The following is a 20,725-nucleotide window of genomic DNA, read 5'->3' on the forward strand; positions in this document are numbered from 1 at the left end:
CCTGTCTCCACGCGTCGTCTTTCCCAACAAGATCCTGCCCTACCTGCTGGTGGCGCCACAACTCGCCATAACACTGGTTTTCTTCTATTGGCCGGCCGGTCAGGCGCTTTACCAGTCGATGCTCAGGCAAGACCCGTTCGGGCTGAGGAGCCGGTTTGTCTGGTTTGCCAATTTCCGGAAGGTGCTGGCCGATCCGGCCTACCTCAACTCGATCAAGGTCACGGTGGTGTTCTCTCTTGCGACCGCGATCGTTGCCATGGTTGTGGCCCTGCTGCTCGCGGTCATGGCCGAGAAGGCCGTGCGCGGCAAAGGCCTCTACCGCACACTGTTGATATGGCCATATGCCGTGGCGCCGGCGATTGCCGGCATGCTGTGGCTTTTTCTGTTCAATCCTTCGATCGGGTCGTTGGCTTATTTGCTGAGAAGCCTCGGCATCGCGTGGGATCCGCTGCTCAACGGCACCCACGCCATGATCCTGCTGGTGTCGGCGGCTGCCTGGAAGCAGATCAGTTACAATTTCCTGTTCTTCGTTGCCGGCCTGCAGGCGGTGCCGAAAACGCTGATCGAGGCGGCGGCCATGGATGGCGCCGGCGAGACCAAGCGCTTCTGGACTATCGTCTTCCCGCTGCTTGCGCCGACAACCTTTTTCCTGCTGGTCGTCAACACGGTCTATGCCCTGTTCGACACGTTCGGCATCGTTCATGCCGTCACCGGCGGCGGGCCGGGCAAGACGACCGAGACGCTGGTCTACAAGGTCTACAATGACGGCTTCGTCAATCTGATCCTCGGCGATTCGGCGGCGCAGTCGGTCATCCTGATGGCCATCGTCATTGCGCTTACTGCTATCCAGTTCCGCTACGTGGAACGCAAAGTCCATTACGGTTGAGGGCAGCGATGATCGGCCAGTCCCCGCTCCGCACCTTCATCGCCCATGCCGTGCTCATCCTTGGCATATTGATCGTGGCTTTTCCGATCTACTACACCTTCGTTGCCTCGACACACACGCTGCAAACGATCCTCAGGCCGCCGCTGCCGCTCTTGCCCGGCGACCAGCTCTGGAACAACTACAGCGAGGCGCTGTTCGGCGGTATTGGTCGCATCGGCGGTGTCAGCGTCGGCAGACTGCTCCTCAACACCACGATCATGGCGCTCGGCGTTGCGGTGGGAAAGATCTTCATCTCGATCCTGTCGGCCTACGCGATCGTGTTCTTCCGCTTTCCGCTGCGCATGACCTTCTTCTGGTTGATCTTCATCACCTTGATGCTTCCGGTCGAGGTGCGCATCCTGCCGACCTACAAGGTGATGGTCGATCTCGGCATGATCGACACCTATGCCGGCCTGATCATCCCTTTGATCGCTTCGGCCACCGCGACGCTGCTGTTTCGCCAGTTTTTCATGACCATACCGGGCGAATTGGTCGAGGCGGCGCGTGTCGACGGTGCCGGGCCGTGGCGCTTCTTCTTCGATATCCTCCTGCCACTGTCTCGCACCAACATCGCGGCTCTGTTCGTAATCCTCTTCATCTACGGCTGGACGCAGTATCTTTGGCCGCTGCTCGTCACCAACAGTAACGATATGAACACCATCGTCATCGCGCTGAGAAAGATGGTTTCCTTCGCCGATGCTGACACGCAATGGCACCTGGTCATGGTCACGGCAATGCTAGCCATCGTGCCGCCGATCCTGGTGGTCGTGCTGATGCAACGCTGGTTCGTGCGCGGCCTGGTCGAATCCGAAAAGTGAGAAGCCGATGGCGACCGTCGATCTGAAGGACGTGAAGAAGATCTATCCCGGCGGCATCGAAGCCGTGAAGGGCGTTTCCATTGCCATTCCCGACAAGGAGCTTTGTGTTCTGGTCGGCCCCTCGGGCTGCGGCAAGTCTACGCTGCTGAGGATGATCGCCGGGCTGGAGACCATTTCTGCCGGTACAGTCGCCATCGACGGCAAGGTGGTCAACGCCATTGGCCCGACCGAGCGCGACATCGCCATGGTGTTCCAGAACTACGCGCTTTACCCGCATATGAAGGTCTATGACAACATGGCCTATGGCCTGCGCAACCGCGGCACGCCGAAGGACGAGATCGACAGCAGGGTGCGTTCGACCGCCAAGGTGCTGGAGCTTTCGGCGCTTCTCGACCGGCGCCCGCGCGAGCTTTCCGGCGGCCAGCGCCAGCGTGTCGCCATGGGCCGTGCCATCGTGCGCAACCCGAAAGTCTTCCTGTTCGACGAGCCCTTGTCCAACCTCGATGCGAAATTGCGCGGGCAGATGCGCGTCGAGATCAAGAATTTGCAGCGCTCGCTCGGTGTCACCTCGGTTTATGTTACCCACGACCAGCTTGAGGCGATGACGCTGGCCGACATCCTCGTTGTCATGAACGCCGGACTGGTCGAGCAGATCGGCGCGCCGCTCGATGTGTACGAGAAGCCGGCGTCGACCTTCGTCGCTTCCTTCATTGGTGCGCCGCCGATGAATCTCCTGGCGCTGACGGGGGGCTCGTCCGGCTCGGCACTGGCGGACGGTACGATGGTTGGCTTGGCGCCTGGACAAAGCAAGGCGGTGACACTCGGGTTTCGTCCGGAGGATGCCGATATCACTTTCGCGGCAGAGGCGCCGTCCGGCGCGCTTGCGCTGCCGGCGACGGTCGAAGCCGTCGAACCGGTCGGTGCCGAAAGCTTTCTCCACTGCGCGGCAGCCGGCAGCCGCATCGTCGTACGCGTCTCAGGTCGCGCCAGCGCCAGGCCCGGCGACCAATTGCGCGTCGTGGCCAGGTCCGAAAAGCTGCACTGGTTCGATCAGGCGGGCAAACGGGTCGATTGAGGTCGGCCTTGTACAAACCGTTCAGGCAAACACATGCGCCTTGCCCGATACGGTCAGCCGGACGATCTCGCCGACTGCCGGGGCGTCCATGCCCGGCTTGCGCAGGATCAATGGCGTGTTGCCGATGGCGGCGGCGTCGGGCGGATCGGGACTGTTCAAGAGACGCACGGCGATCGTGCACATCGAGCCGGCAAATTCGGATTCCGTCACCTCGCCGAACAGCATGTCCGCAGTGCCCGACATGCCTTCACGCGAGGTTCTTTTCAGCAGCACCTGCTCGGGCCGCAGCATGATGCGGGCGACGTCGCGCCGCTCCGTGCTGTCGACGGCGATGCGGCCGAGCGGCGAGGTGGCGAAGCCATCGGCGATCCTGGCCGGCAGGACGATGGCGTCGCCGAGGAACTCGGCGATCATCCTGTCCTTCGGCCTGAAATAGAGGTCGCGCGGCGTGCCGACCTGCGAGAATTTGCCGTCGCGCATCACCGCGACCTGGCTGGCGAAGGACAGCGCCTCGGCCTGATCATGGGTGACCAGGATCGTGGTGATGCCGGCTGTTTCGAGAAGCTCGGCCACGGCCTTGCGCATTGAGGCGCGCAGGCCGGTGTCGAGCGCCGAGAACGGCTCATCGAGCAGCATCAGCCGCGGCTTCATGGCCATGGCGCGGGCCAACGCGACACGCTGCTGCTGGCCGCCGGAGAGTTCGTGCGGGCGGCGCTTCAGGATCCCTTTGTCCAGCCCGACGACATAAGCGAGCTCGGCGATGCGCTCGTTGCGCTTTTCCTCGTGACGGCCCATGCCGAACCCAATATTCGCGGCGATGCTCAGATGCGGGAATAGAGCGCCGTCCTGCGCCACCAGCCCGATGCCGCGGCGATGCGCCGGCACGGCCGTGTCGCCATCGGCCAGCACCTCGCCATCGAGCACGATGCGACCCTGGTCCGGCGCCTCGAAGCCGGCGATCAGCCGCAGCAAGGTGGTTTTGCCGCAACCGGACGGCCCGACGATGGCCGTGCGGCTGCCGCTGGCCACGCTGAGGTCGACGCCGGCAAGTGCGGCCACTGGGCCGTAGTGCTTGTGGATGCCGCTCAGTTCGAGAAAGCTCATCGCCCGGCCATCCGCTTCGACTGGACGTAGAGCAGCCAGGTCAAAGGCAGCGACATCGCCACCATGATCAGCGCATAAGGCGCCGCCGACGCATAGTCGATCTCGCCGCTATAGGACCAGAACGCCATCGCCAGCGTGCGGGTGCCGTTGGGTGCCAGCATCTGGGTTGCGGTCAACTCGTTCATGATGCCCAGCGCGACCAATGCCATGCCGGCCGCGGCACCCGGCGCCGACAGCCGGATGGTCGTCGACCACAGCGCCTTGAGCGGCGACCGGCCGAGGCTGGAGGCGGCGCGTTCGAGCTCGACCGGCGCCTGTGCGATCGACGCCCTGAGGCTGATCAGCGCGCGCGGCAGGAACATCAGGGCGTAAGCGACCAGGATGGTGAACAGCGTCTGGTAGAGCGGCATGGCGATGCGCACGGTGATGGTGACCAGCGCCAGCGCGATGACGACGCCGGGCAGCGCGCCGACGATATAGTTGCAGCCCTCCAGAATGCGCTGCAGCCGCCCCGGCGCGCGGATGGAGATCCACGCCATGGGCATTGCCGCAACGGTGGCGAGCAGCGCGCCGGCAAGCGCCAGAAACAGCGTCTGGCCAAGCGCCAGGCCGATCTCGTCGAGCCGCCAGACCTCGGCGCCGCCGGCCATAAGCCAGCGGCCGATCGTGACGAACGGCACGCCGAGCGCCAGCAGCGTGGTGAGAGCCGGCAGCAGCAGGCAAGGAATGGTGGCTCGCCCCAGGGTCGTGCGCTGCTGATGGCGCGCAGCGCCCGAGCCGACGCGGGCATAGCGTTCCTCGCCGCGCACCAGCACCTCCAGCCCGAGCAGCACGAAGCAGCAGGTCACCAGCACGCCGGCCAGCATGTTGGCGGCGGGGCCGTTGAAGGTCGACTGGAACTGGTCGACGATGGCGGTGGTGAAGGTGTCGAAGCGGATGAACACGTAGAGGCCGTATTCGGCCAGCAGATGCAGGCCGACAAGCAGGGAGCCGCCGCAGATGGCGAGCCGGAGCTGCGGCAGCACGACACGCCGGAACACGCGCCATGGGCCAAGCCCGAGGGCCGCGGCGGCATCCTCGAGAGCCGGATCGAGCCGGCGCAGAGCTGCCGCCACCGGCAGATAGAGGAACGGGAAATAGGCGATAACGGACACAAGCACGCCGGCCCACAGCCCGTGCAGTCTGGGCACCATGGTGATCCAAGCGTAACTATGGACGAAGGCGGGAATGGCGAGCGGCGCCACCGACAGCCAGGCCCATAGGCGGGCCCCCGGCAGATCGCTGCGCTCGGTGAGCCAGGCCAGCGCCACCGACAGCACGATCGAGATCGGCACGGCCAGCACCACCAGCAGACTGGTGTTGACCAGAAGCTCGCCGACGCGCGGCCTGAAGACCAGCGCCGTCACGGTTTCCCCGCCGGTCTGCACCGCCACCCAGACGATGAAGGCAAGCGGCAGCAGCGCGAAAAGCGAGACGAAGACGGCGGCCAGCGAAATCCACGAGACCGCCCAACGACGGGCCCGCACGGCCGCGGTGTCGGCCGGCAAGCCTGAAGGTGCGAGATCGATCGCAGATTGCATCAGATCAGACGTTGCGCCATCTCCGCCCGAAGGCGGAGACGATCGGCGGCCGATACTGTGGCGAGCAGCTTGTGGTCATGGGCAAATGCCATCTTGAAAGCAGAGCGCTCCCGCGGAAAGCGAATTCCCACAGGAGCGCAGTCGGTTGCCCTTTTAGGACGAACGCCGACTAAAGCAAGCCGGCCGCCGTCATCAGGTCGGTCACCTTCTTCGAGTTCAGTGCCGTCGGGTCGACTTTCGGGGCCTGCAGATCAGCCAGCGGCACCAGCTTCGGATTGGACTCGGCGCCCTTGCCGACTGCGTATTCGAAGGAATCGCCGGTTTTCAGCACGTCCTGGCCACCCTTGCCGGTGACCCATTTCAGGAAAGCTTGTGCTTCCTTCTTATGCTTGCTCGACGCCAGCACGCCGCCGCCGGAAATCGAGACGAAAGCACCCGGATCCTGGTGCTTGAAATAGTGAAGCTCGACATTCTTGCTGTTCTCGCCGGTCTTGGCCTGATCGCCGAAATAGTAATAGTGGTAGATCACGCCGCCATCGATCTCGCCGGCATTGACCGCCTTCATCACGGTGCTGTTGCCCTTATAGGCGGTAAAGTTCTCTTTCATCGCCTTCAGCCAGTCGGCCGTAGCGGTCTCACCCTTGAGCTGAAGCAAGGCGCTGACGATCGCCTGGAAATCGGCGCCGGACGGCGAGGCGGCCCAGCGGCCCTTCCAGCTCGAATCGGCGAGATCGAGGAGCGATTTGGGAAGCTGGTCGGCGCTCAGTTTGGTCTTGTTGTAGGCAAAGACGGTGCTGCGCGCGGCAACGCCGACCCATTTGCCGCTGGCCGGCTGGTACTCCTGCGGAACCTGGGCCAGCGTCTCGGCGTCGACCGGCGCGAATAGGCCGGCCGTCTCGACCAGCACCATGGCCGGCGAGTTCTCCGTCAGGAACACATCGGCGGGCGAAGAGGTGCCTTCGGCAACGATCTGATTGGAGAAATCGCTGTCGCCGCCGTTGCGGACGGTGACCTTGATGCCGGTTTCCTTGGTGAACCCTTCCGCCCAGGCCTTGGTCAGGTTTTCGTGCTGGGCGTTGTAGACGACGATGCCCTCGTCCTCGGCCATTGCCGGGCCGGCGATCAGGCCGATTGCAAGTGCTATCGCACCGGCAAGGGCGGAAAGAGCATATTTCATGGTATCGTCCTCGATTTCGATGGGCTTTGGTTTGGCACGCTGCACCTATCAATACATGACTAGCACAGTCAACATTGCTGGCTGCTTCAATCCGTCGCCGAGGCGCACAAACCCCGTGCCAGACGGACAATTCTGCGTGATGGAGGGGGGGCAGCCTTTCGAACGTATGACGCGCGGCATCGGATGGCACAGACCCGCCGGAAAAAGACCAGCGCCCGGGGGAATTTGGTCGTGAGTCATGGCTGACGGTCGACCAATATGAGGCGCATCGTTCGCAGCGGCTGACTATCCGCAGCAGCCGCTTTTTGCTGGTGTCGCCATGTCCTTGAAAATCACGCAGTCCTGGCCGGGGCCGCCAGCACAGGAAACATTGCAGCGCGTCACAAAGCTCTCAAGCCGGCGCTCGAGCAAGCGTAGCTCTGCGAGCTTGTGGCGCACCTCGTCGAGATGCTGCTGGGCAATATCACGTGTCTCGACGCAATCGCGGCTAGTGCTGATCGAAAGGTTCAGCAACACGCGCACTTGGTCGATGCTGAATCCGAAGTCCCGGCATTGCTTGATGAAGGTCAGCCGGCCGAGATCGTCGTGATCATAGCTGCGCTGCCCACCGGCCGTGCGCTGGGCAGGAGGCAGCAAACCGATCTCTTCATAATAGCGAATGGTCGGGGTCGTGACGCCTGCGGCCTTGGCAAGGGCGCCGATTGTGAACACGCGGATGTGAAGGTTCATCGCCAGATACTCCTTGAACCTCAAGTTACTTGAAGAAGTACCGTCCTGCCAAGATTAGAAATCGGGAAAGGCCGTTTCGATGAAAACCACCCTAAAATGGGCCGGCGTCGCAACAGCCGCTTGTGCGGCCTGCTGCACGGTCAGCTTCATACCGGCGGCGCTGCTAGGCACCAGCCTGGCTGCCATCGGCGGTGCCGCCTGTACCTGGGGCCTCGGCCTGCTCGCGTTGGCCGTTCCGATCGGCGGGCTATATCTCCTCTCGCGTCGCAAAGCTGCGCCCAACGCCACGTTTCAGTCATTGATGGCCCAAGAGGAATGCGGCTGTGGTCCGTCTGGTGCCCTCGACCGCCCAAGATGATGCCCTGTCGATCGCCTGCACCCTTGGTGCTTCCGATTTCAAGGAGCGTGTCGCCGGCATCCGCGCCCTGGCGCGACGGTCCTTGCGGCGTGCAGATCGCGCGCCGCTGTCGCTGTCGCTGACCTATGAGCCGGAAGCTCTGGACGAGGTGCGCGAGCTGATGCGCAAGGAGCGAACCTGCTGCGCGTTCCTGACCTTTGATTTGAAGAGCAGCGCGCGCGACGTGGTTCTCACCATCACCGCACCGGAGGCGGCGGCCGAGGCCGCTGATCTTTTGTTTGACCATTTCGCCCTGAACTCGCGCCATCCAACCTCAAGGAGATTGCATAACATGCAACGTCGTCACTTCCTGATGCTCTCAGCCACCGCCGGCATCGCCGCTGCCGCCGGCCCAGCGTTCGCCCACAACGGCGACGAAACCATTGCCGGCTTCGACGAAGCGCTTAAGTCCAGCAAGCCGGTGATCATCCACGTTACGGCGCCTTGGTGCGAGGTCTGCCAGGCGCAAAAGCCTATCGTGGCAGCACTCCTCGCGTCTCCCGACTTCAGGACCATGAAGAAATTCGATGTCGATTTCGACACGCAAAAGGAGGTCCTCGCACGCTACCACGTGCAGATGCAGAGCACGATGATTGTCTACAAGGGCGGCAAGGAAATCGACCGGCAGACCGGCCAGACCGACCCGGCTGTTATTGAAGCGCTGCTCAGGAAGGCGCTGTAACATGCTGCTTGCCCTGCTTGCCGGCATTCTGTCGATCCTTTCACCCTGCGTGCTGCCGCTGCTGCCGGTGATTCTGACCGGCGCCCTGGCCGAACACCGGCTGGCACCGCTGGCTTTGGCCGCCGGCGTCGCCGTCTCCTTCACCGCGATCGGGGTGTTTGTTGCCACCATCGGCTTTTCGATCGGCCTCGTCATGACGGTGTTTCGCTCGGCCGCCGCCGTGCTTTTGATCCTGGTCGGAGCCGTGCTGCTCGTGCCGCGTTTTCAGACGCAATTTGCCGTGGCGGCCGGTCCGGTAAGCAACTGGACGCAAAGCCGCTTCGGTGGCGTCTCCACCTCCGGCATATCGGGCCAGTTCGGTGTCGGACTGCTCCTTGGCGCGGTATGGACGCCTTGCGTCGGGCCGACCCTCGGCGCAGCGTCCATTATGGCCGCGCGCGGCGAAAATCTCGGCATGGTGGTGTTGACCATGCTGGCTTTCGGCATCGGCACCTCGTTGCCGCTCCTGGCGCTGGCATTGATGTCCCGTGAAGCGCTGCTACGCTGGCGGGGCCTGATGCTGGGCGCTTCGAGCGGCATCAAGATGGTTCTTGGCGCGCTGCTCGTCATCGCCGGCGCTATGACTCTGACCGGGTTCGACCGTACCTTTCAAACCGGGCTTGAGCGGGCATTGCCTGACTGGCTGGTGGTCATCACGACGCGCCTGTGACAGACTCGACCGCATGCCAGTTCTTCTCAGCACCTTCCTGACGTTCGCGGCCGCCGCCCTGGCTGAGATTGCCGGATGCTTCGCCTTCTGGGCCTGGTTGCGGCAAGGCAAACCGATCCTCTGGCTGGTGCCGGGCGTCGCGTCCCTGATGCTGTTCGCCTATCTGCTAACGCTGGTGCCTAGCGACTATGCGGGCCGCGCCTACGCCGCCTATGGAGGCATCTATATCCTCGCATCCCTGCTCTGGCTGTGGCTGGCCGAAGGGCATCGGCCGGATACGTGGGACTTGGCGGGCGGGGCGATCGCCGTACTCGCGGCGGCAGGCATATTGTTTGCGCCGCGTGGTCATTAACTCCGATCGGGCGTGGCAACTCTTTGAGACGGATTTTCAACCGCTCGCAGTTGGGTGGCATTTGAGGTTGCGCAGAGTCGCCAAGTGAAAGTTGCGCGCTACGGCTCGAAGCTTGAAAAGCACAGCCACCGGCATTTCATGGCCTGCGGCCACCGCTTCTCACCAGCAAACTTTCGTGGTTTCCACGTACTTTGTCTTGGACATTATTTCGCCGGCCACGTAACAAATCAGCGCCGAGACGCGAATATCGGGGAGTGAAGTCTTGTGACCGGCAAGGACGAAGCCGAGCTTTCCCGGCTGCTGCGGGCCGCGATCGCTGGAGACGAAAGGGCCTATGCCGACTGTCTGCACCGGATCGCCGCTCTCGTTCGTGGCTTTGCCAGGCGCAAGATCGTGCAGGGCGGGGTCGATCCCGAGGATGTCGTGCAGGAAACCTTGCTGGCCATTCATGTGAAACGGCATACATGGCGCCATGATGCGCCGGTGTTGCCTTGGGTCTATGCCATAGCGCGCTTCAAGCTGATCGATGCGTTTCGGCGGCGCGGCCGGCGGATCGAGATCGAGATCGACGAAATCGCCGAGACCTTTGCCGAGCCGGAAGCGGAGACGGTCAGCGAGCGCGACATCAACCGAGCACTCGACGGCCTGTCGCCGGCGCAGCGTTCGGTGGTCTCGGCAGTATCGGTCGAAGGCCGTTCGATCGGCGAGACGGCGGCGAAATTCGGCATCAGCGAGACGGCGGTGCGGGTGTCGCTGCACCGCGGGCTTGCCGCCATTGCCAAACGGTTCGGGGCGGGGCGGGAATAACATGAGGACCGAAGATCTCATCAAGGCGCTCGATGCCGATGCCCGCAGCAAGGCGCTGCCGCTGGGCGCCGCCTGGTGGCTTGCCACCGGCGCGGCCATCGTGATCGCGGCCGCGGTTTTCTGGCTGACGATCGGCCCGCGCCCCGACATCGCATTTGCCATGCACACGATGCGGTTCCTGTCGAAATTCGTCTTCACTATTGCTCTTGCCGTCAGCGCCTTTGTCTTGGTCCGCGCGCTGTCGGCACCCGGAGCATCGACCGGCCGGGCGGCGATCTGGATGATCATCGCCCCGCTGCTGGTGATTGTGGCCGTGATTCTCGAACTCCTCGTCGTGCCTGCGTCCGACTGGGGCACGCGCCTGGTCGGCACCAACATGATCATCTGCATGACGTTCATTCCGCTGATCGGCATCGGCCCGCTTGCCGTCTTTCTCGCGGTGCTGCGCCATGGCGCGCCAACACGGCCGGTGCTTGCCGGTGCGGTAGCGGGCCTGCTTGCCGGCGGGCTGGCGGCGACCTTCTATGCCGCGCATTGTTTCGATGATTCGCCGCTTTTCGTTGCCACCTGGTACACTGTCGCGATCGCCATCCTTGCCGTGCTCGGGGCGCTCGGCGGGCGGCTTTTCGTGCGCTGGTAGCGACGGCGATCAGCGTGTCGGAACGGGGTGTTCGCCGCGATAGTCGTAGAAGCCGCGCCCGGTCTTGCGGCCGAGCCAGCCGGCCTCGACATATTTGACCAGCAGCGGGCAGGGGCGGTATTTCGAATCCGACAGGCCGTCATGCAGCACCTGCATGATCGACAGGCAGGTATCCAGCCCGATGAAATCTGCAAGCTGCAGCGGCCCCATCGGATGGTTGGCGCCGAGCTTCATGGCGGTGTCGATGGCGTCGACCGAGCCGACACCTTCATAGAGCGTATAGATCGCCTCGTTAATCATCGGCAGCAGGATGCGGTTGACGATGAAGGCCGGGAAATCCTCCGAGACGGTGATCGTCTTGTCGAGCTGCTTCACATAGGTTTTTGCCGCCTCGAAGGTCTGGTCCTCGGTGGCGATGCCGCGCACCAGTTCGACCAGCTTCATCACCGGAACCGGGTTCATGAAATGTATGCCGATGAAGCGCTCCGGCCGGTCGGTCTGCGAAGCCAGCCGCGTGATCGAGATCGACGACGTGTTCGTCGCCAGGATGGCCTCGGGGTTGAGCTGCGGGCAGAGCTGGGCATAGATCTTGCGTTTGACCGTCTCGTCCTCGGTCGCTGCTTCGATCACCAGATCGGCGCCCGCAAGGTCAGCCATGGCCGGTGCAGACGAAATGCGCGCCATCGCCTCGTTGCGCAGCTTTTCCTCGAGCTTGCCGGACCCGACCTGACGGGCCATGTTGCCGCTGATCGTGGCGATGCCCTTTTCGATGCGGTCGGGCGAAATGTCGTAAACCAGCACCTTGTAGCCCGCCAGAGCGGATACATGGGCGATGCCGCCGCCCATCTGGCCCGCGCCGATGATGCCGATCGTCTCGATCTTGCTCATTACCCGATCCCGTCGAGGCCTTTGCGGCCTGTTTTTTGTGCAGTGCACACTAAAAGGGCGGGGCGACTTCGTCTACCCCACCCCTCAGAATTTAATACGCTTTGGCAGAAGGCGTCAAAGCGCCTTTTGCAGTTCCGGCAGAATGACGAAGAGGTCGCCGACGAGACCGTAGTCGGCGACCTGGAAGATCGGCGCCTCCTCGTCCTTGTTGATGGCAACGATGACCTTCGAATCCTTCATGCCGGCAAGGTGCTGGATGGCGCCGGAGATGCCGACGGCAATGTAAAGGTCGGGAGCTACCACCTTGCCGGTCTGGCCGACCTGCCAGTCGTTCGGCGCATAGCCGGCATCGACGGCGGCGCGAGATGCGCCGACGGCCGCACCGAGCTTGTCGGCGACCGGCAGGATGACCTCCTGGAACTTCTCGGAGGAGCCCAGCGCGCGACCGCCCGAAATGATGATCTTGGCCGAGGTCAGCTCCGGACGATCGGTCTCCGAGAGCTTGTTCTCGACGAAGGTGGACAGGCCGGGGTTGGCTGCGGCCTTCACGGTTTCGACCGTGGCCGAGCCGCCCTCGGGAGCCGCCTGGAAGGAAGCGGTGCGCACCGTGATGACCTTCTTGGCGTCACTCGACTGCACCGTCTGGATGGCGTTGCCGGCATAGATCGGCCGCTTGAAGGTGTCGGGCGACACGACTTCGATGATTTCCGATATCTGTGCCACATCGAGCAGGGCCGCGACACGCGGCGAGACGTTCTTGCCCGAGGAGGTCGCCGGCGCGATGATCGTGTCGTATGGCTCAGCAAGCGAAACGACGAGCGCCGCCAGCGGTTCGGCGAGACGCTCGGTGAGTTCGTCCGCTTCGGCGAGCAGCACCTTGCTCACGCCCTTGAGCCTGGTGGCGGCGTCCGCTGCCGGCTTGGCGCCCTTGCCGGCAACCAGCACATGCACGTCCGAACCGATCTGCAGTGCCGCCGAAAGCGCCTTCGCGGTCTGGTCGGAAAGCGTTGCGTTGTCGTGTTCGGCAATCAGAAGAATAGCCATGTTCTTGTCTCCGTTTCCGATTGCTTACAGCACGCCGGCTTCATTCTTGAGCTTGTCGATGAGTTCGGCCACGCTCTTGACCTTGACGCCCGCCTTACGGCCGCCCGGCTCCTCGGTCTTGATCACCTTCAGCCGCGGCTTGACGTCGGCGCCGTAGTCGGCCGGGGTCTTCTCGTCGAGCGGCTTCTTCTTGGCCTTCATGATGTTGGGCAGCGAGGCGTAGCGTGGCTGGTTCAGCCGCAGATCCGCCGTGACGATTGCCGGCATCTTCAGTTCCAGCGTCTGCAGGCCGCCATCGACCTCGCGCGTCACCTTGGCCTTGTCACCGTCGAGCACGATCTTGGAGGCGAAGGTGCCCTGCGCCCAGCCCAGAAGCGCCGCCAGCATCTGGCCGGTCTGGTTGGAATCGTCGTCGATCGCCTGCTTGCCGAGAATGACGAGACCGGGCTGTTCTGCCTCGACCACGCCCTTCAGCACCTTGGCGACACCGAGCGGCTCAGTCTGCTCGTCGGTCTTGACCAGGATGGCGCGGTCGGCGCCCATGGCGAGCGCCGTGCGCAAGGTTTCCTGTGCCTGCTGCGGCCCGACCGACACGACGATGATCTCTTCCGCCTTGCCAGCTTCCTTCAGCCGGATCGCCTCTTCCACCGCGATCTCGTCGAACGGGTTCATCGCCATCTTGACGTTGGCGAGTTCCACCGCCGAACCATCCGCCTTCACCCGGACCTTGACGTTCGCATCCACAACCCGCTTCACGGGCACAAGGATCTTCATTTGCCTGTCACCTCTTTCACGATAGTCTCTTCACGCTCGTCGGGCGCGCTATAGCAGCATGCACCTCTTCAGAGTTGTCGAAAGCCGACATTCCGGACGGAATTCTGGTCTTCGCCACGCCAGTAGGGTGGCGCTTCCGTAGTTGCGGCGACCCCGCGCGTCAATATCCAGGGCGCACTCGGATCCTCGGCGAAGCACTCAAATCGGTTCAGTCTAGACCGGAAACGCTTCCCCGGCCCCAGCGCGGCGCCGGCTGCGCGGGCGGCAGATCGCTTGCCGGCGGCTCCACGGCAACGGGCGCCGGACCGGCGACCACGGCCGGCTCCTCGTCGGCGCCGGCGAGTAGCGGTACGCCACGGCTGCGCAAGACAAGCACCAGCACGGCTCCGGCGATGATGCCGCCAATATGGCAGGCCCAGGAAACCTGATCCTCGCCACCCTGGGCGAACATGAAGATCTGGAACAATATCCACAGGATGAGCGGGATGAAGGCTGGAATGCGCAACGGGATGCGGGCGAAGGCCAGCACCCATACCTTTACCCGCGGATAAAGGATCAGATAGGCGACGACCACACCGGCGATGGCACCCGACGCGCCGATCAGCGGCACTTGCGAATCCCAGGCCACCAGACCCTGGAAGAAAGCACCGGCGATGGCGCAAAGCAGGTAGAAGATGAGGTAGCGGATGTGGCCGAGTGCATCCTCGACATTGTCGCCGAACACCCACAGGAACAGCATGTTGCCGCCGAGGTGGAAGATATCCGCGTGCAGGAAAGAATAGGTCAGGTAGCTCAGGCTCTCCGGAATGACGACAAATTGCGGAGCGAGTTCGGCGCTGTCATGCACAACCGACGGGATGAAGCCGAGGCCCAGCACCGCGGCGTTGGAGAAATCCTCACCGCCAAGTGTGGTGACAAAGTAGATCAACACATTGAGGGCGATCAGGCCGATCGTCACATATTGCAGCTTGATGTGCCGCAGCCGGTTGGTGTCGTAAAGCGGGATAAACATCGGGCCTCTCCCGCTTCCGGCGGATTCAGCGGTTCTTGCCGGGAACCCATAGCACGTCGGCGTTTCCGTTGTCATTGACCGCGCGTGCGGCGACGAACAGAAAGTCCGAGACCCGGTTGATGTACCTTATTGCCTCGCGGTTGACGGGCTCGTTTGGGTCTTGCGACAGCGCCACCATGATGCGCTCGGCGCGGCGAGCCACCGTGCGGGCGAGGTGAAGGGCGGCGGCGGCCGGCGTGCCGCCATTGAGCACGAAGGATTTGAGCGGCTGCAGATTCTTGTTGAGGAGGTCGATGTCCTGTTCGATGCGGTCGGTCTGCGAGGCGACGATGCGCAGCGGCTCGTAGTCGAGCGGCTTGCCATTGTCGGGGACTGCCAGATCGGCACCGAGATCGAAAAGGTCGTTCTGGATGCGGCTGAGCATCGCATCGATCGACGGATGTACTGCCGCTGTATGGATACGGGCCATGCCGATGCAGGCATTGGCCTCGTCGACGGTGCCGTAGGCGTCGATGCGAAGGTCGGATTTAAGCCGCCGCTCGCCGGAGCCAAGGCCGGTGGTGCCATCGTCGCCGGTGCGGGTGTAGATCTTGTTGAGCTTGACCACGGGTTACCTCCCGGCTGCTGGCTGCTGCGTCACTTACGGGTGAAATACACCGCCAGCATGATCAGCACCAAAGCCACGAACTGCAACAGCACGCGCGTCTGCATCAGCTTGTTAGAGGTCATGCTGGAGCCGCCGCGCATCATGTTGATGAGGCCGCGGATCAGCACGATCACCACGGCGACCATGACGAGAACGGCGAGGATGTTGAAGACGGTTGCCATGGTGTGTTCCAGTTGAATTGCGTTCAGGCGCGTTTGGCGAGCAGGCGGTAGAGCATCGCTGCCGGCAGGATGCGTTTGAGGATTACGCCGATCCTGGCCGGCACCGTTACCACATAATGCGGTCGCGGGCGCCGCGACAGAAGCGCATGGCGCAAGGCAGCGTGAACCACCTCCGGCCCGGGCTTCAGCCGCGATGCGCTGCCGCCGGCCCGCAGCCGTTCCAATTGTGCGTCATAGGCTAGGCGATGGACTGACTTCGCGTGATCGATGTTCGCCAAGAACCATGCGAGGCTGTTGCTGGCGATCTTCGATTTCACCGGCCCCGGCTCGATCAGTGAAACATGGATGCCGCTACCCCGGAGTTCCTGATAGAGGGACAGCATCAGCCCTTCGAGAGCGTGCTTCGATGCCGAGTAGGCGCCGCGGAAAGGCAGCGGCGCGAGACCGAGGATCGACGAGCAATGAACGAGGCGGCCATGGCCCTGGCGGCGCATCACCGGTACGACACGGCGAGTGAGATCATGCCAGCCAAAGACATTGGCCTCGAACTGCTGCCGCAACGCCTCGACCGGCAGGTCCTCGACGGCGCCGGGCTGCCCGTAGGCGCCGTTGTTGAAGAGGGCATCGAGCCGGCCGCCGGTCCGCTCCAGCACCGACGCCACCAGCGCCTCGATCGATCCGGGCTCGGTGTAGTCCAGATAAAAGGCCTCGATGCCGTCGGCGTCGAGCGCGGCGATATCTTCAGGCTTTCGGGCCGTTGCGAACACCCGCCAGCCTTCCTTCTTAAGAGCATGGGCGCAATAGGCGCCTATTCCGGAAGAGGCACCGGTGACAATGATGGTGCGCAACTCTTCTCCGGGAGGAATGGTGGTTTGACCTAGGGTTGTCATTTGCCGCAAACCCTTCCCATATTCGCGACGTCGGGACAATCGAAGGGAACGCGGTTCTTGTTGCGGAAGATCGTAGCCCTCAAACGCGTGCTCTACGACGCGCTCGGCCATTTCAACACCGACGACGGCTGGGCAATGGCCAGCCATCTGGCGATCACCGCGCTGATGGCGCTTTTTCCTTTCCTGATCTTCGCCACGACGCTGGCGAGTTTTTTCGGCGCGCAGGCTTTCGCCGACACCGCCGTGCACCTTGTGTTCGACACATGGCCCGAGCAGATCGCCAAACCGATCGCGCGCGAAGTGCTCAACGTGCTTACCGTCCGGCGCAGCGACCTGTTGACCTACGGTATCGTGCTTGCCGGATACTTCGCCTCGAACGGCATCGAGGCGCTGCGCACTTCGCTCAACCGCGCCTATCGTGTCTCGGAAACGCGCGGCATCATCTACCGGCGGGTGCAGAGCATCATCTTCGTGCTGATCGCGACGGCCGGGTTTTTGGCGATCAGCGTGCTGCTGGTCTTCGCGCCGTTGCTGGCACGGCTGGCCGAGTCGCATTTCGAATGGATAAAGCCCTACATGGGCACGATCACGCTGTGGCGTTACGTCATCGCCTCGGTCGTCATCATCGGCGGTCTGTTCGCCGTGCATTTCTGGTTGCCGGCCGGCAAGCGCCGCTTCGTCTCGATCGTGCCGGGCATCATCTTCACGTTGGTCGGCTGGCTCATCGGATCGACCATCTTCGCCGCCTATCTCGATCATTTCTCGTCCTATGTGACGACCTATGCCGGCCTCGCCTCGATTATGATCGCCGTCGTATTCCTCTATATCGTCTCGGCGATCTTCATCCTCGGTGGCGAGCTCAACGCCGCGATCAGCCGCTATTTAGAGGCGCGTGCCCGCGTCGGCGGCTGAGCCGTCGCCAGCCCGACGCCGAGCGTCGCGATCGCCATGCCGGCGATCTGGAGCGGGCTCAACTGCTCACCGAACAATGCCCAGGCGATGACCGCGGTGACGGCCGGCACGAGGTAAAACAGCGAGGCGACCTTCGACATCTCGCCGTCGCGGATCATCACCATCAACAGGAAGATGGCGCCGATCGATAGCACCAGCACGAGCCAGGCCATGGCGAAGATCAGTTCGCCGTTGACGATGACCGTTCGGGTCTCGAAGGCGAGCGAGGCCAGCGCCATCACTGATGCGCCGCCGACATATTGCCAGAACGTGGCAGCCACCAGATCGCCGCCGGAGGCGAAACGCTTCTGCCAGATCGTGCCCGCACTCATGCCGAGTACGGAGACCAGCGAGGCCCCCAGTGTTTCGGTCGTCACCCCGCCGCCGAGCGCGCCGAGCTTCGGCCAGAGCACGATTACCACGCCGATCAACCCGAGGCCGAGACCGGCCCAGTGGCGCGGCAGGATGGCCTCGCCCAGAAGCCGGCCGGCGAGCACTGCCGTGATCAGCGGCTGCAGGCCGACGATCAGGGCTGAAAGCCCAGCGGGCATGCCCCGGTGGATGGCCCAGAACACGCCGCCGAGATAGACCCCATGCATCAGGATGCCGGCGCCGGTCGCGTGCAGCGCCTCGTCGCGGGTGGCGCGGCTCGAACCAAGTGCGGCCATCAAAGCGACAAGCAGGATTGCGGCCAGGACAAAGCGCGCGGCCAGGAAAGTAAAGGGCTCCGCCCACGGCATGGCATAGCGCGCGCCGATGAAGCCGGTCGCCCACAGGACGACGAAAGAGGCGGGGATGAACCGCTTGAGGCTGTGCATTTTTCCGGAGGCCACGCGTCGGTGAGGACTGACTGTCGCGCTTGCTCTAATGCCGTTCCGAGCGGAAGGCAAAACCAAACCGTTGATCCATTAGGCTCATTTCCATTCAAGGAATGCCGGTGGCGCCGCTAGAGACCGACCAGCCGCCTCACATCGTCCGGCGATGCGCCCGCCTTACGCTGGGCGGCAAGGCCGGTATCGCCAAGACTCTTCGACAGTTTTCGTCCGTCCGGGCCGAGGATCAGGCGATGGTGAAAATAGGCCGGCTGCGGCAGGCCAAGCAGCTGCTGAAGCAGCCGCTGCACGCTGGTCGCGGAATAAAGATCCTGGCCGCGCACGACATGGCTGACGCCCTGCAGCGCGTCGTCCATGGTGACGGCGAGGTGATAGCTGGTCGGGATTTCGCGGCGCGCCACGACCACGTCGCCCCAATCCTGCGGATGGGCTTCGACACGACGCGTCGCGGAGAGCGTCTCGTCCGTGTATTCGGCCCATGACAGGTCCTTGCCGGCGCGCGCTATTGCAGCATCGACGTCCAGCCGCCAGGCAAATGGCACATTTTCGGCGATGCGCCGTTTGCGTTCGCTCGCCGGCAGCGCCTTGTCGGCGGCGGGATAGAGCGGCACGCCGTCCGGGTCGCGAGGCCAGTCGCGGCCGCGCTTTTCGCTGTCGGCGATGAAGGCGCGGATCTCACTTCTGCTCATGAAGGCCGGATAGACAAGCTCCGCTTCGATCAGCCGCTCTAGCATAGCCCGATATTCGGCAAAATGCTCGGACTGGCGGCGCACCGGTTCCTCCCAGCCAAGCCCCAGCCATTTCAGGTCGCGAAAAATGCCCGCCTCGAATTCCGGCGTGCAGCGCGTCGTGTCGATGTCCTCGATGCGCAGCAGCAGGCGTCCGCCCGCCGCCTTTGCCAATTTCTGATTGAGCAGCGCCGAATAGGCATGGCCGAGATGCAGTTCGCCGTTCGGGCTCGGCGCGAAGCGGAATGTCAGCAGTGTCATTGTCCGGCGGCAAACGGGTTGTGCGGCGCTTTCGCCAATTGCTACTTTGCGCCGGCGGCGTCGTGCGTCCAGAGGGACACGTGACGAAGCGTGCGGCACTTTTGATTTTGGAACAAGCAGACATGCAACGCATCGCCAGCCTCGACGACATTGCGCAAGGGCTGGATAGGCTATGCTTGCTCGACCCACGCCTGGAAAAAGTGCGCGGCATGGCCGGCGAGGTGCCGCTCAGGCTGTCGGAGCCGGGGTTCAGGAGCTTTGCCTCGATCGTCGTTTCACAACAAGTGTCCCGCGCGAGCGCCGATGCCATCTTCGGCCGGCTGGCGAGACTGCTCGATCCGCTGACGCCGCAGGCGATACTTGCCGCCGACGAGGCGATCTTTCGCGAGGCCGGGCTGTCGCGGCCCAAGCAGCGCGGCCTGGTTGCCGTCGCCCGGGCGGTGGCCGAGGGACTCGACCTCGATCACCTGTGCCGGCTCGATGCAAGCGAGGCGATCGCGGCCATGACCAAGGTGCCGGGCATCGGCTCGTGGACGGCTGAAGTCTACCTTTTGTTTGCCGCCGGACACCCAGATATCTTTCCGGCGCGCGACGTTGCATTGCAGAGCGCGGTCGGCCATGCACTCGGCATCGACCCGCGTCCGCCGGAGAAAATGCTGATCCGGCTTGCCGAATCATGGAGCCCGTGGCGCGGTGTCGCATCGCGGCTTTTCTGGGCTTATTATCGCGAATTGAAGGGCCGGGACGCCGCGCCTCCGGCTTGAATCCGCAAAAAAGCATTGAAATCATGCGTTTTTGAGGGCCGGGATGATCGACAATCCGCTTCACATCCCTGTCATGTCGGGCTTACAGTATCCGCGTCGACCGGTTCGAGGGTGAAGGAGGTCAACGACGTGACGGTTGCCGTATCTCCGGATGGGCTTCCAGCGCTGGTGCTGAATGCGGATTACCGTCCGCTCAGCTATTACCCCTTGTCGCTCTGGTCCTGGCAGGACGCCATCAAGGCGGTGTTCCTCGAGAGGGTGAACATCGTCGCCGAATACGAACACGCCGTCTCTTCGCCGACCTTCTCGATGAAGCTGCCGAGCGTCGTCAGCCTGAAGGCCTATGTGAAGCCGTCCAGGCATCCGGCGTTTACCCGCTTCAACGTCTTCCTGCGCGACCGTTTCCAGTGCCAATATTGCGGTACGCCGGACGATCTGACCTTCGACCACGTCATCCCGCGCCATCGCGGCGGCGCCACGACCTGGGAGAATGTCGTCGCTGCCTGCTCGCCCTGCAATCTGAGGAAGGGCGGCATGATGCCGGCGCACGCCAAGATGTGGCCGCTGCAGAAGCCGTACCAGCCGACGGTGCATGATCTGCACAATAACGGCCGCCTGTTCCCGCCCAACCATCTACACGAAAGCTGGATGGATTATCTGTACTGGGATGTCGAACTCGAGCCGTGAGATCATCCGATAATTCGGGAGGCTGGCCGTCTGAAGCGATTTTCTGCGCTTCCGATGCTCACGGACCAAT

At 63.3% G+C, this 20,725-nt stretch carries 25 protein-coding genes; 11 read left to right on the forward strand and 14 right to left on the reverse strand.

Annotated features, from left to right (window positions below; genetic code table 11):
• The first annotated feature begins 1 nt into the window (after position 1).
• Genes ugpA through NKI85_RS25685 form a run of 3 tightly spaced genes read left to right on the forward strand, consistent with a single transcriptional unit; the run spans position 2 to position 2,818 of the window.
• Positions 2 to 886: a sn-glycerol-3-phosphate ABC transporter permease UgpA gene (gene ugpA / locus NKI85_RS25675; protein ID WP_352528926.1), complete on the forward strand. Its 885-nt coding sequence runs from the start codon at positions 2 to 4 to the stop codon at positions 884 to 886.
• Positions 887 to 894: 8 nt separating this feature from the next.
• Entirely contained in the window at positions 895 to 1,743 is an 849-nt protein-coding gene (gene ugpE, locus NKI85_RS25680) for a sn-glycerol-3-phosphate ABC transporter permease UgpE (RefSeq protein ID WP_352528876.1), read from the forward strand.
• Between the two features lie 7 nt (positions 1,744 to 1,750).
• The gene (locus NKI85_RS25685; RefSeq protein ID WP_352528878.1) at positions 1,751 to 2,818 is read left to right on the forward strand and encodes a sn-glycerol-3-phosphate import ATP-binding protein UgpC; all 1,068 of its coding nucleotides are present in this window, start codon (positions 1,751 to 1,753) and stop codon (positions 2,816 to 2,818) included.
• Positions 2,819 to 2,839: 21 nt separating this feature from the next.
• Here NKI85_RS25685 and NKI85_RS25690 read toward each other — a convergent pair whose 3' ends face one another.
• From NKI85_RS25690 to NKI85_RS25710, 5 genes are all read right to left on the reverse strand, one after another.
• Positions 2,840 to 3,922 carry an ABC transporter ATP-binding protein gene (locus NKI85_RS25690; protein ID WP_352528880.1) on the reverse strand — a complete coding sequence of 361 codons (1,083 nt, stop codon included), beginning with the start codon at positions 3,920 to 3,922 and terminating at the stop codon, positions 2,840 to 2,842.
• On the reverse strand, positions 3,919 to 5,502 hold the full coding sequence (locus NKI85_RS25695) for an ABC transporter permease (protein ID WP_352528882.1): 1,584 nt from the start codon (positions 5,500 to 5,502) through the stop codon (positions 3,919 to 3,921). The genes NKI85_RS25690 and NKI85_RS25695 overlap by 4 nt, the downstream gene beginning before the upstream one ends.
• A gap of 169 nt (positions 5,503 to 5,671) precedes the next feature.
• Positions 5,672 to 6,679 carry an iron ABC transporter substrate-binding protein gene (locus NKI85_RS25700; protein ID WP_352528884.1) on the reverse strand — a complete coding sequence of 336 codons (1,008 nt, stop codon included), beginning with the start codon at positions 6,677 to 6,679 and terminating at the stop codon, positions 5,672 to 5,674.
• Positions 6,680 to 6,964: 285 nt separating this feature from the next.
• Positions 6,965 to 7,408 carry a MerR family transcriptional regulator gene (locus NKI85_RS25705; protein ID WP_352528886.1) on the reverse strand — a complete coding sequence of 148 codons (444 nt, stop codon included), beginning with the start codon at positions 7,406 to 7,408 and terminating at the stop codon, positions 6,965 to 6,967.
• A 54-nt stretch (positions 7,409 to 7,462) separates the two neighbouring features.
• Positions 7,463 to 7,594, reverse strand: coding sequence for a hypothetical protein (locus tag NKI85_RS25710; RefSeq protein ID WP_352528888.1), 132 nt, complete (start codon positions 7,592 to 7,594; stop codon positions 7,463 to 7,465).
• Between the two features lie 137 nt (positions 7,595 to 7,731).
• Between NKI85_RS25710 and NKI85_RS25715 the strand changes: the two genes are divergently transcribed.
• The 5 genes from NKI85_RS25715 to NKI85_RS25735 all read left to right on the forward strand — a co-directional run bounded on the left by NKI85_RS25715 (position 7,732) and on the right by NKI85_RS25735 (position 10,995).
• The gene (locus NKI85_RS25715; protein ID WP_352528890.1) at positions 7,732 to 8,487 is read left to right on the forward strand and encodes a thioredoxin family protein; all 756 of its coding nucleotides are present in this window, start codon (positions 7,732 to 7,734) and stop codon (positions 8,485 to 8,487) included.
• A gap of 1 nt (position 8,488) precedes the next feature.
• Complete coding sequence (locus NKI85_RS25720; protein WP_352778715.1) at positions 8,489 to 9,196, forward strand: cytochrome c biogenesis CcdA family protein; 708 nt, start codon at positions 8,489 to 8,491, stop codon at positions 9,194 to 9,196.
• 13 nt (positions 9,197 to 9,209) lie between these two features.
• The gene (locus NKI85_RS25725; RefSeq protein ID WP_352528894.1) at positions 9,210 to 9,548 is read left to right on the forward strand and encodes a YnfA family protein; all 339 of its coding nucleotides are present in this window, start codon (positions 9,210 to 9,212) and stop codon (positions 9,546 to 9,548) included.
• Between the two features lie 264 nt (positions 9,549 to 9,812).
• Positions 9,813 to 10,355, forward strand: a complete 543-nt coding sequence (locus tag NKI85_RS25730) for a sigma-70 family RNA polymerase sigma factor (protein WP_352528896.1) — start codon at positions 9,813 to 9,815, stop codon at positions 10,353 to 10,355.
• 1 nt (position 10,356) lies between these two features.
• The gene (locus NKI85_RS25735) at positions 10,357 to 10,995 is read left to right on the forward strand and encodes an NrsF family protein (protein ID WP_352528898.1); all 639 of its coding nucleotides are present in this window, start codon (positions 10,357 to 10,359) and stop codon (positions 10,993 to 10,995) included.
• 9 nt (positions 10,996 to 11,004) lie between these two features.
• Here the strand turns inward: NKI85_RS25735 and NKI85_RS25740 are convergent, their stop codons facing one another.
• From NKI85_RS25740 to NKI85_RS25770, 7 genes are all read right to left on the reverse strand, one after another.
• Entirely contained in the window at positions 11,005 to 11,883 is an 879-nt protein-coding gene (locus NKI85_RS25740; protein WP_352528900.1) for a 3-hydroxybutyryl-CoA dehydrogenase, read from the reverse strand.
• A gap of 114 nt (positions 11,884 to 11,997) precedes the next feature.
• On the reverse strand, positions 11,998 to 12,927 hold the full coding sequence (locus NKI85_RS25745; protein WP_352528902.1) for an electron transfer flavoprotein subunit alpha/FixB family protein: 930 nt from the start codon (positions 12,925 to 12,927) through the stop codon (positions 11,998 to 12,000).
• Between the two features lie 24 nt (positions 12,928 to 12,951).
• Complete coding sequence (locus NKI85_RS25750) at positions 12,952 to 13,701, reverse strand: electron transfer flavoprotein subunit beta/FixA family protein (RefSeq protein WP_352528904.1); 750 nt, start codon at positions 13,699 to 13,701, stop codon at positions 12,952 to 12,954.
• A gap of 208 nt (positions 13,702 to 13,909) precedes the next feature.
• Complete coding sequence (locus NKI85_RS25755; RefSeq protein WP_352528906.1) at positions 13,910 to 14,713, reverse strand: rhomboid family intramembrane serine protease; 804 nt, start codon at positions 14,711 to 14,713, stop codon at positions 13,910 to 13,912.
• Positions 14,714 to 14,738: 25 nt separating this feature from the next.
• Positions 14,739 to 15,320, reverse strand: a complete 582-nt coding sequence (locus NKI85_RS25760; protein WP_352778719.1) for a cob(I)yrinic acid a,c-diamide adenosyltransferase — start codon at positions 15,318 to 15,320, stop codon at positions 14,739 to 14,741.
• A 29-nt stretch (positions 15,321 to 15,349) separates the two neighbouring features.
• Positions 15,350 to 15,541, reverse strand: coding sequence for a twin transmembrane helix small protein (locus tag NKI85_RS25765; protein ID WP_023677950.1), 192 nt, complete (start codon positions 15,539 to 15,541; stop codon positions 15,350 to 15,352).
• Positions 15,542 to 15,564: 23 nt separating this feature from the next.
• Positions 15,565 to 16,431, reverse strand: coding sequence for an SDR family oxidoreductase (locus NKI85_RS25770; protein ID WP_352528910.1), 867 nt, complete (start codon positions 16,429 to 16,431; stop codon positions 15,565 to 15,567).
• Between the two features lie 57 nt (positions 16,432 to 16,488).
• Here NKI85_RS25770 and NKI85_RS25775 point away from each other — a divergent pair, with 57 nt between their 5' ends.
• Complete coding sequence (locus tag NKI85_RS25775; RefSeq protein ID WP_292656768.1) at positions 16,489 to 17,343, forward strand: YihY/virulence factor BrkB family protein; 855 nt, start codon at positions 16,489 to 16,491, stop codon at positions 17,341 to 17,343.
• Here the strand turns inward: NKI85_RS25775 and NKI85_RS25780 are convergent.
• Both NKI85_RS25780 and gluQRS read right to left on the reverse strand, forming a co-directional pair.
• Positions 17,310 to 18,200 carry a DMT family transporter gene (locus tag NKI85_RS25780; protein WP_352528912.1) on the reverse strand — a complete coding sequence of 297 codons (891 nt, stop codon included), beginning with the start codon at positions 18,198 to 18,200 and terminating at the stop codon, positions 17,310 to 17,312. The genes NKI85_RS25775 and NKI85_RS25780 overlap by 34 nt on opposite strands.
• Positions 18,201 to 18,328: 128 nt before the next feature.
• Positions 18,329 to 19,204: a tRNA glutamyl-Q(34) synthetase GluQRS gene (gene gluQRS, locus NKI85_RS25785; RefSeq protein ID WP_352528914.1), complete on the reverse strand. Its 876-nt coding sequence runs from the start codon at positions 19,202 to 19,204 to the stop codon at positions 18,329 to 18,331.
• A gap of 122 nt (positions 19,205 to 19,326) precedes the next feature.
• On the opposite strand from gluQRS, the gene NKI85_RS25790 reads away from it, so the two are divergent.
• Positions 19,327 to 19,968, forward strand: coding sequence for a DNA-3-methyladenine glycosylase family protein (locus NKI85_RS25790; protein WP_352528916.1), 642 nt, complete (start codon positions 19,327 to 19,329; stop codon positions 19,966 to 19,968).
• A 129-nt stretch (positions 19,969 to 20,097) separates the two neighbouring features.
• A complete protein-coding gene (locus tag NKI85_RS25795) occupies positions 20,098 to 20,655 on the forward strand; it encodes an HNH endonuclease (RefSeq protein WP_023677956.1) in 558 nt (185 codons plus the stop codon).
• The last annotated feature ends 70 nt before the right edge of the window (positions 20,656 to 20,725 follow it).

It is taken from the genome of Mesorhizobium sp. M0571, assembly GCF_040320985.1.
In the GTDB taxonomy this organism is placed as follows: domain Bacteria; phylum Pseudomonadota; class Alphaproteobacteria; order Rhizobiales; family Rhizobiaceae; genus Mesorhizobium.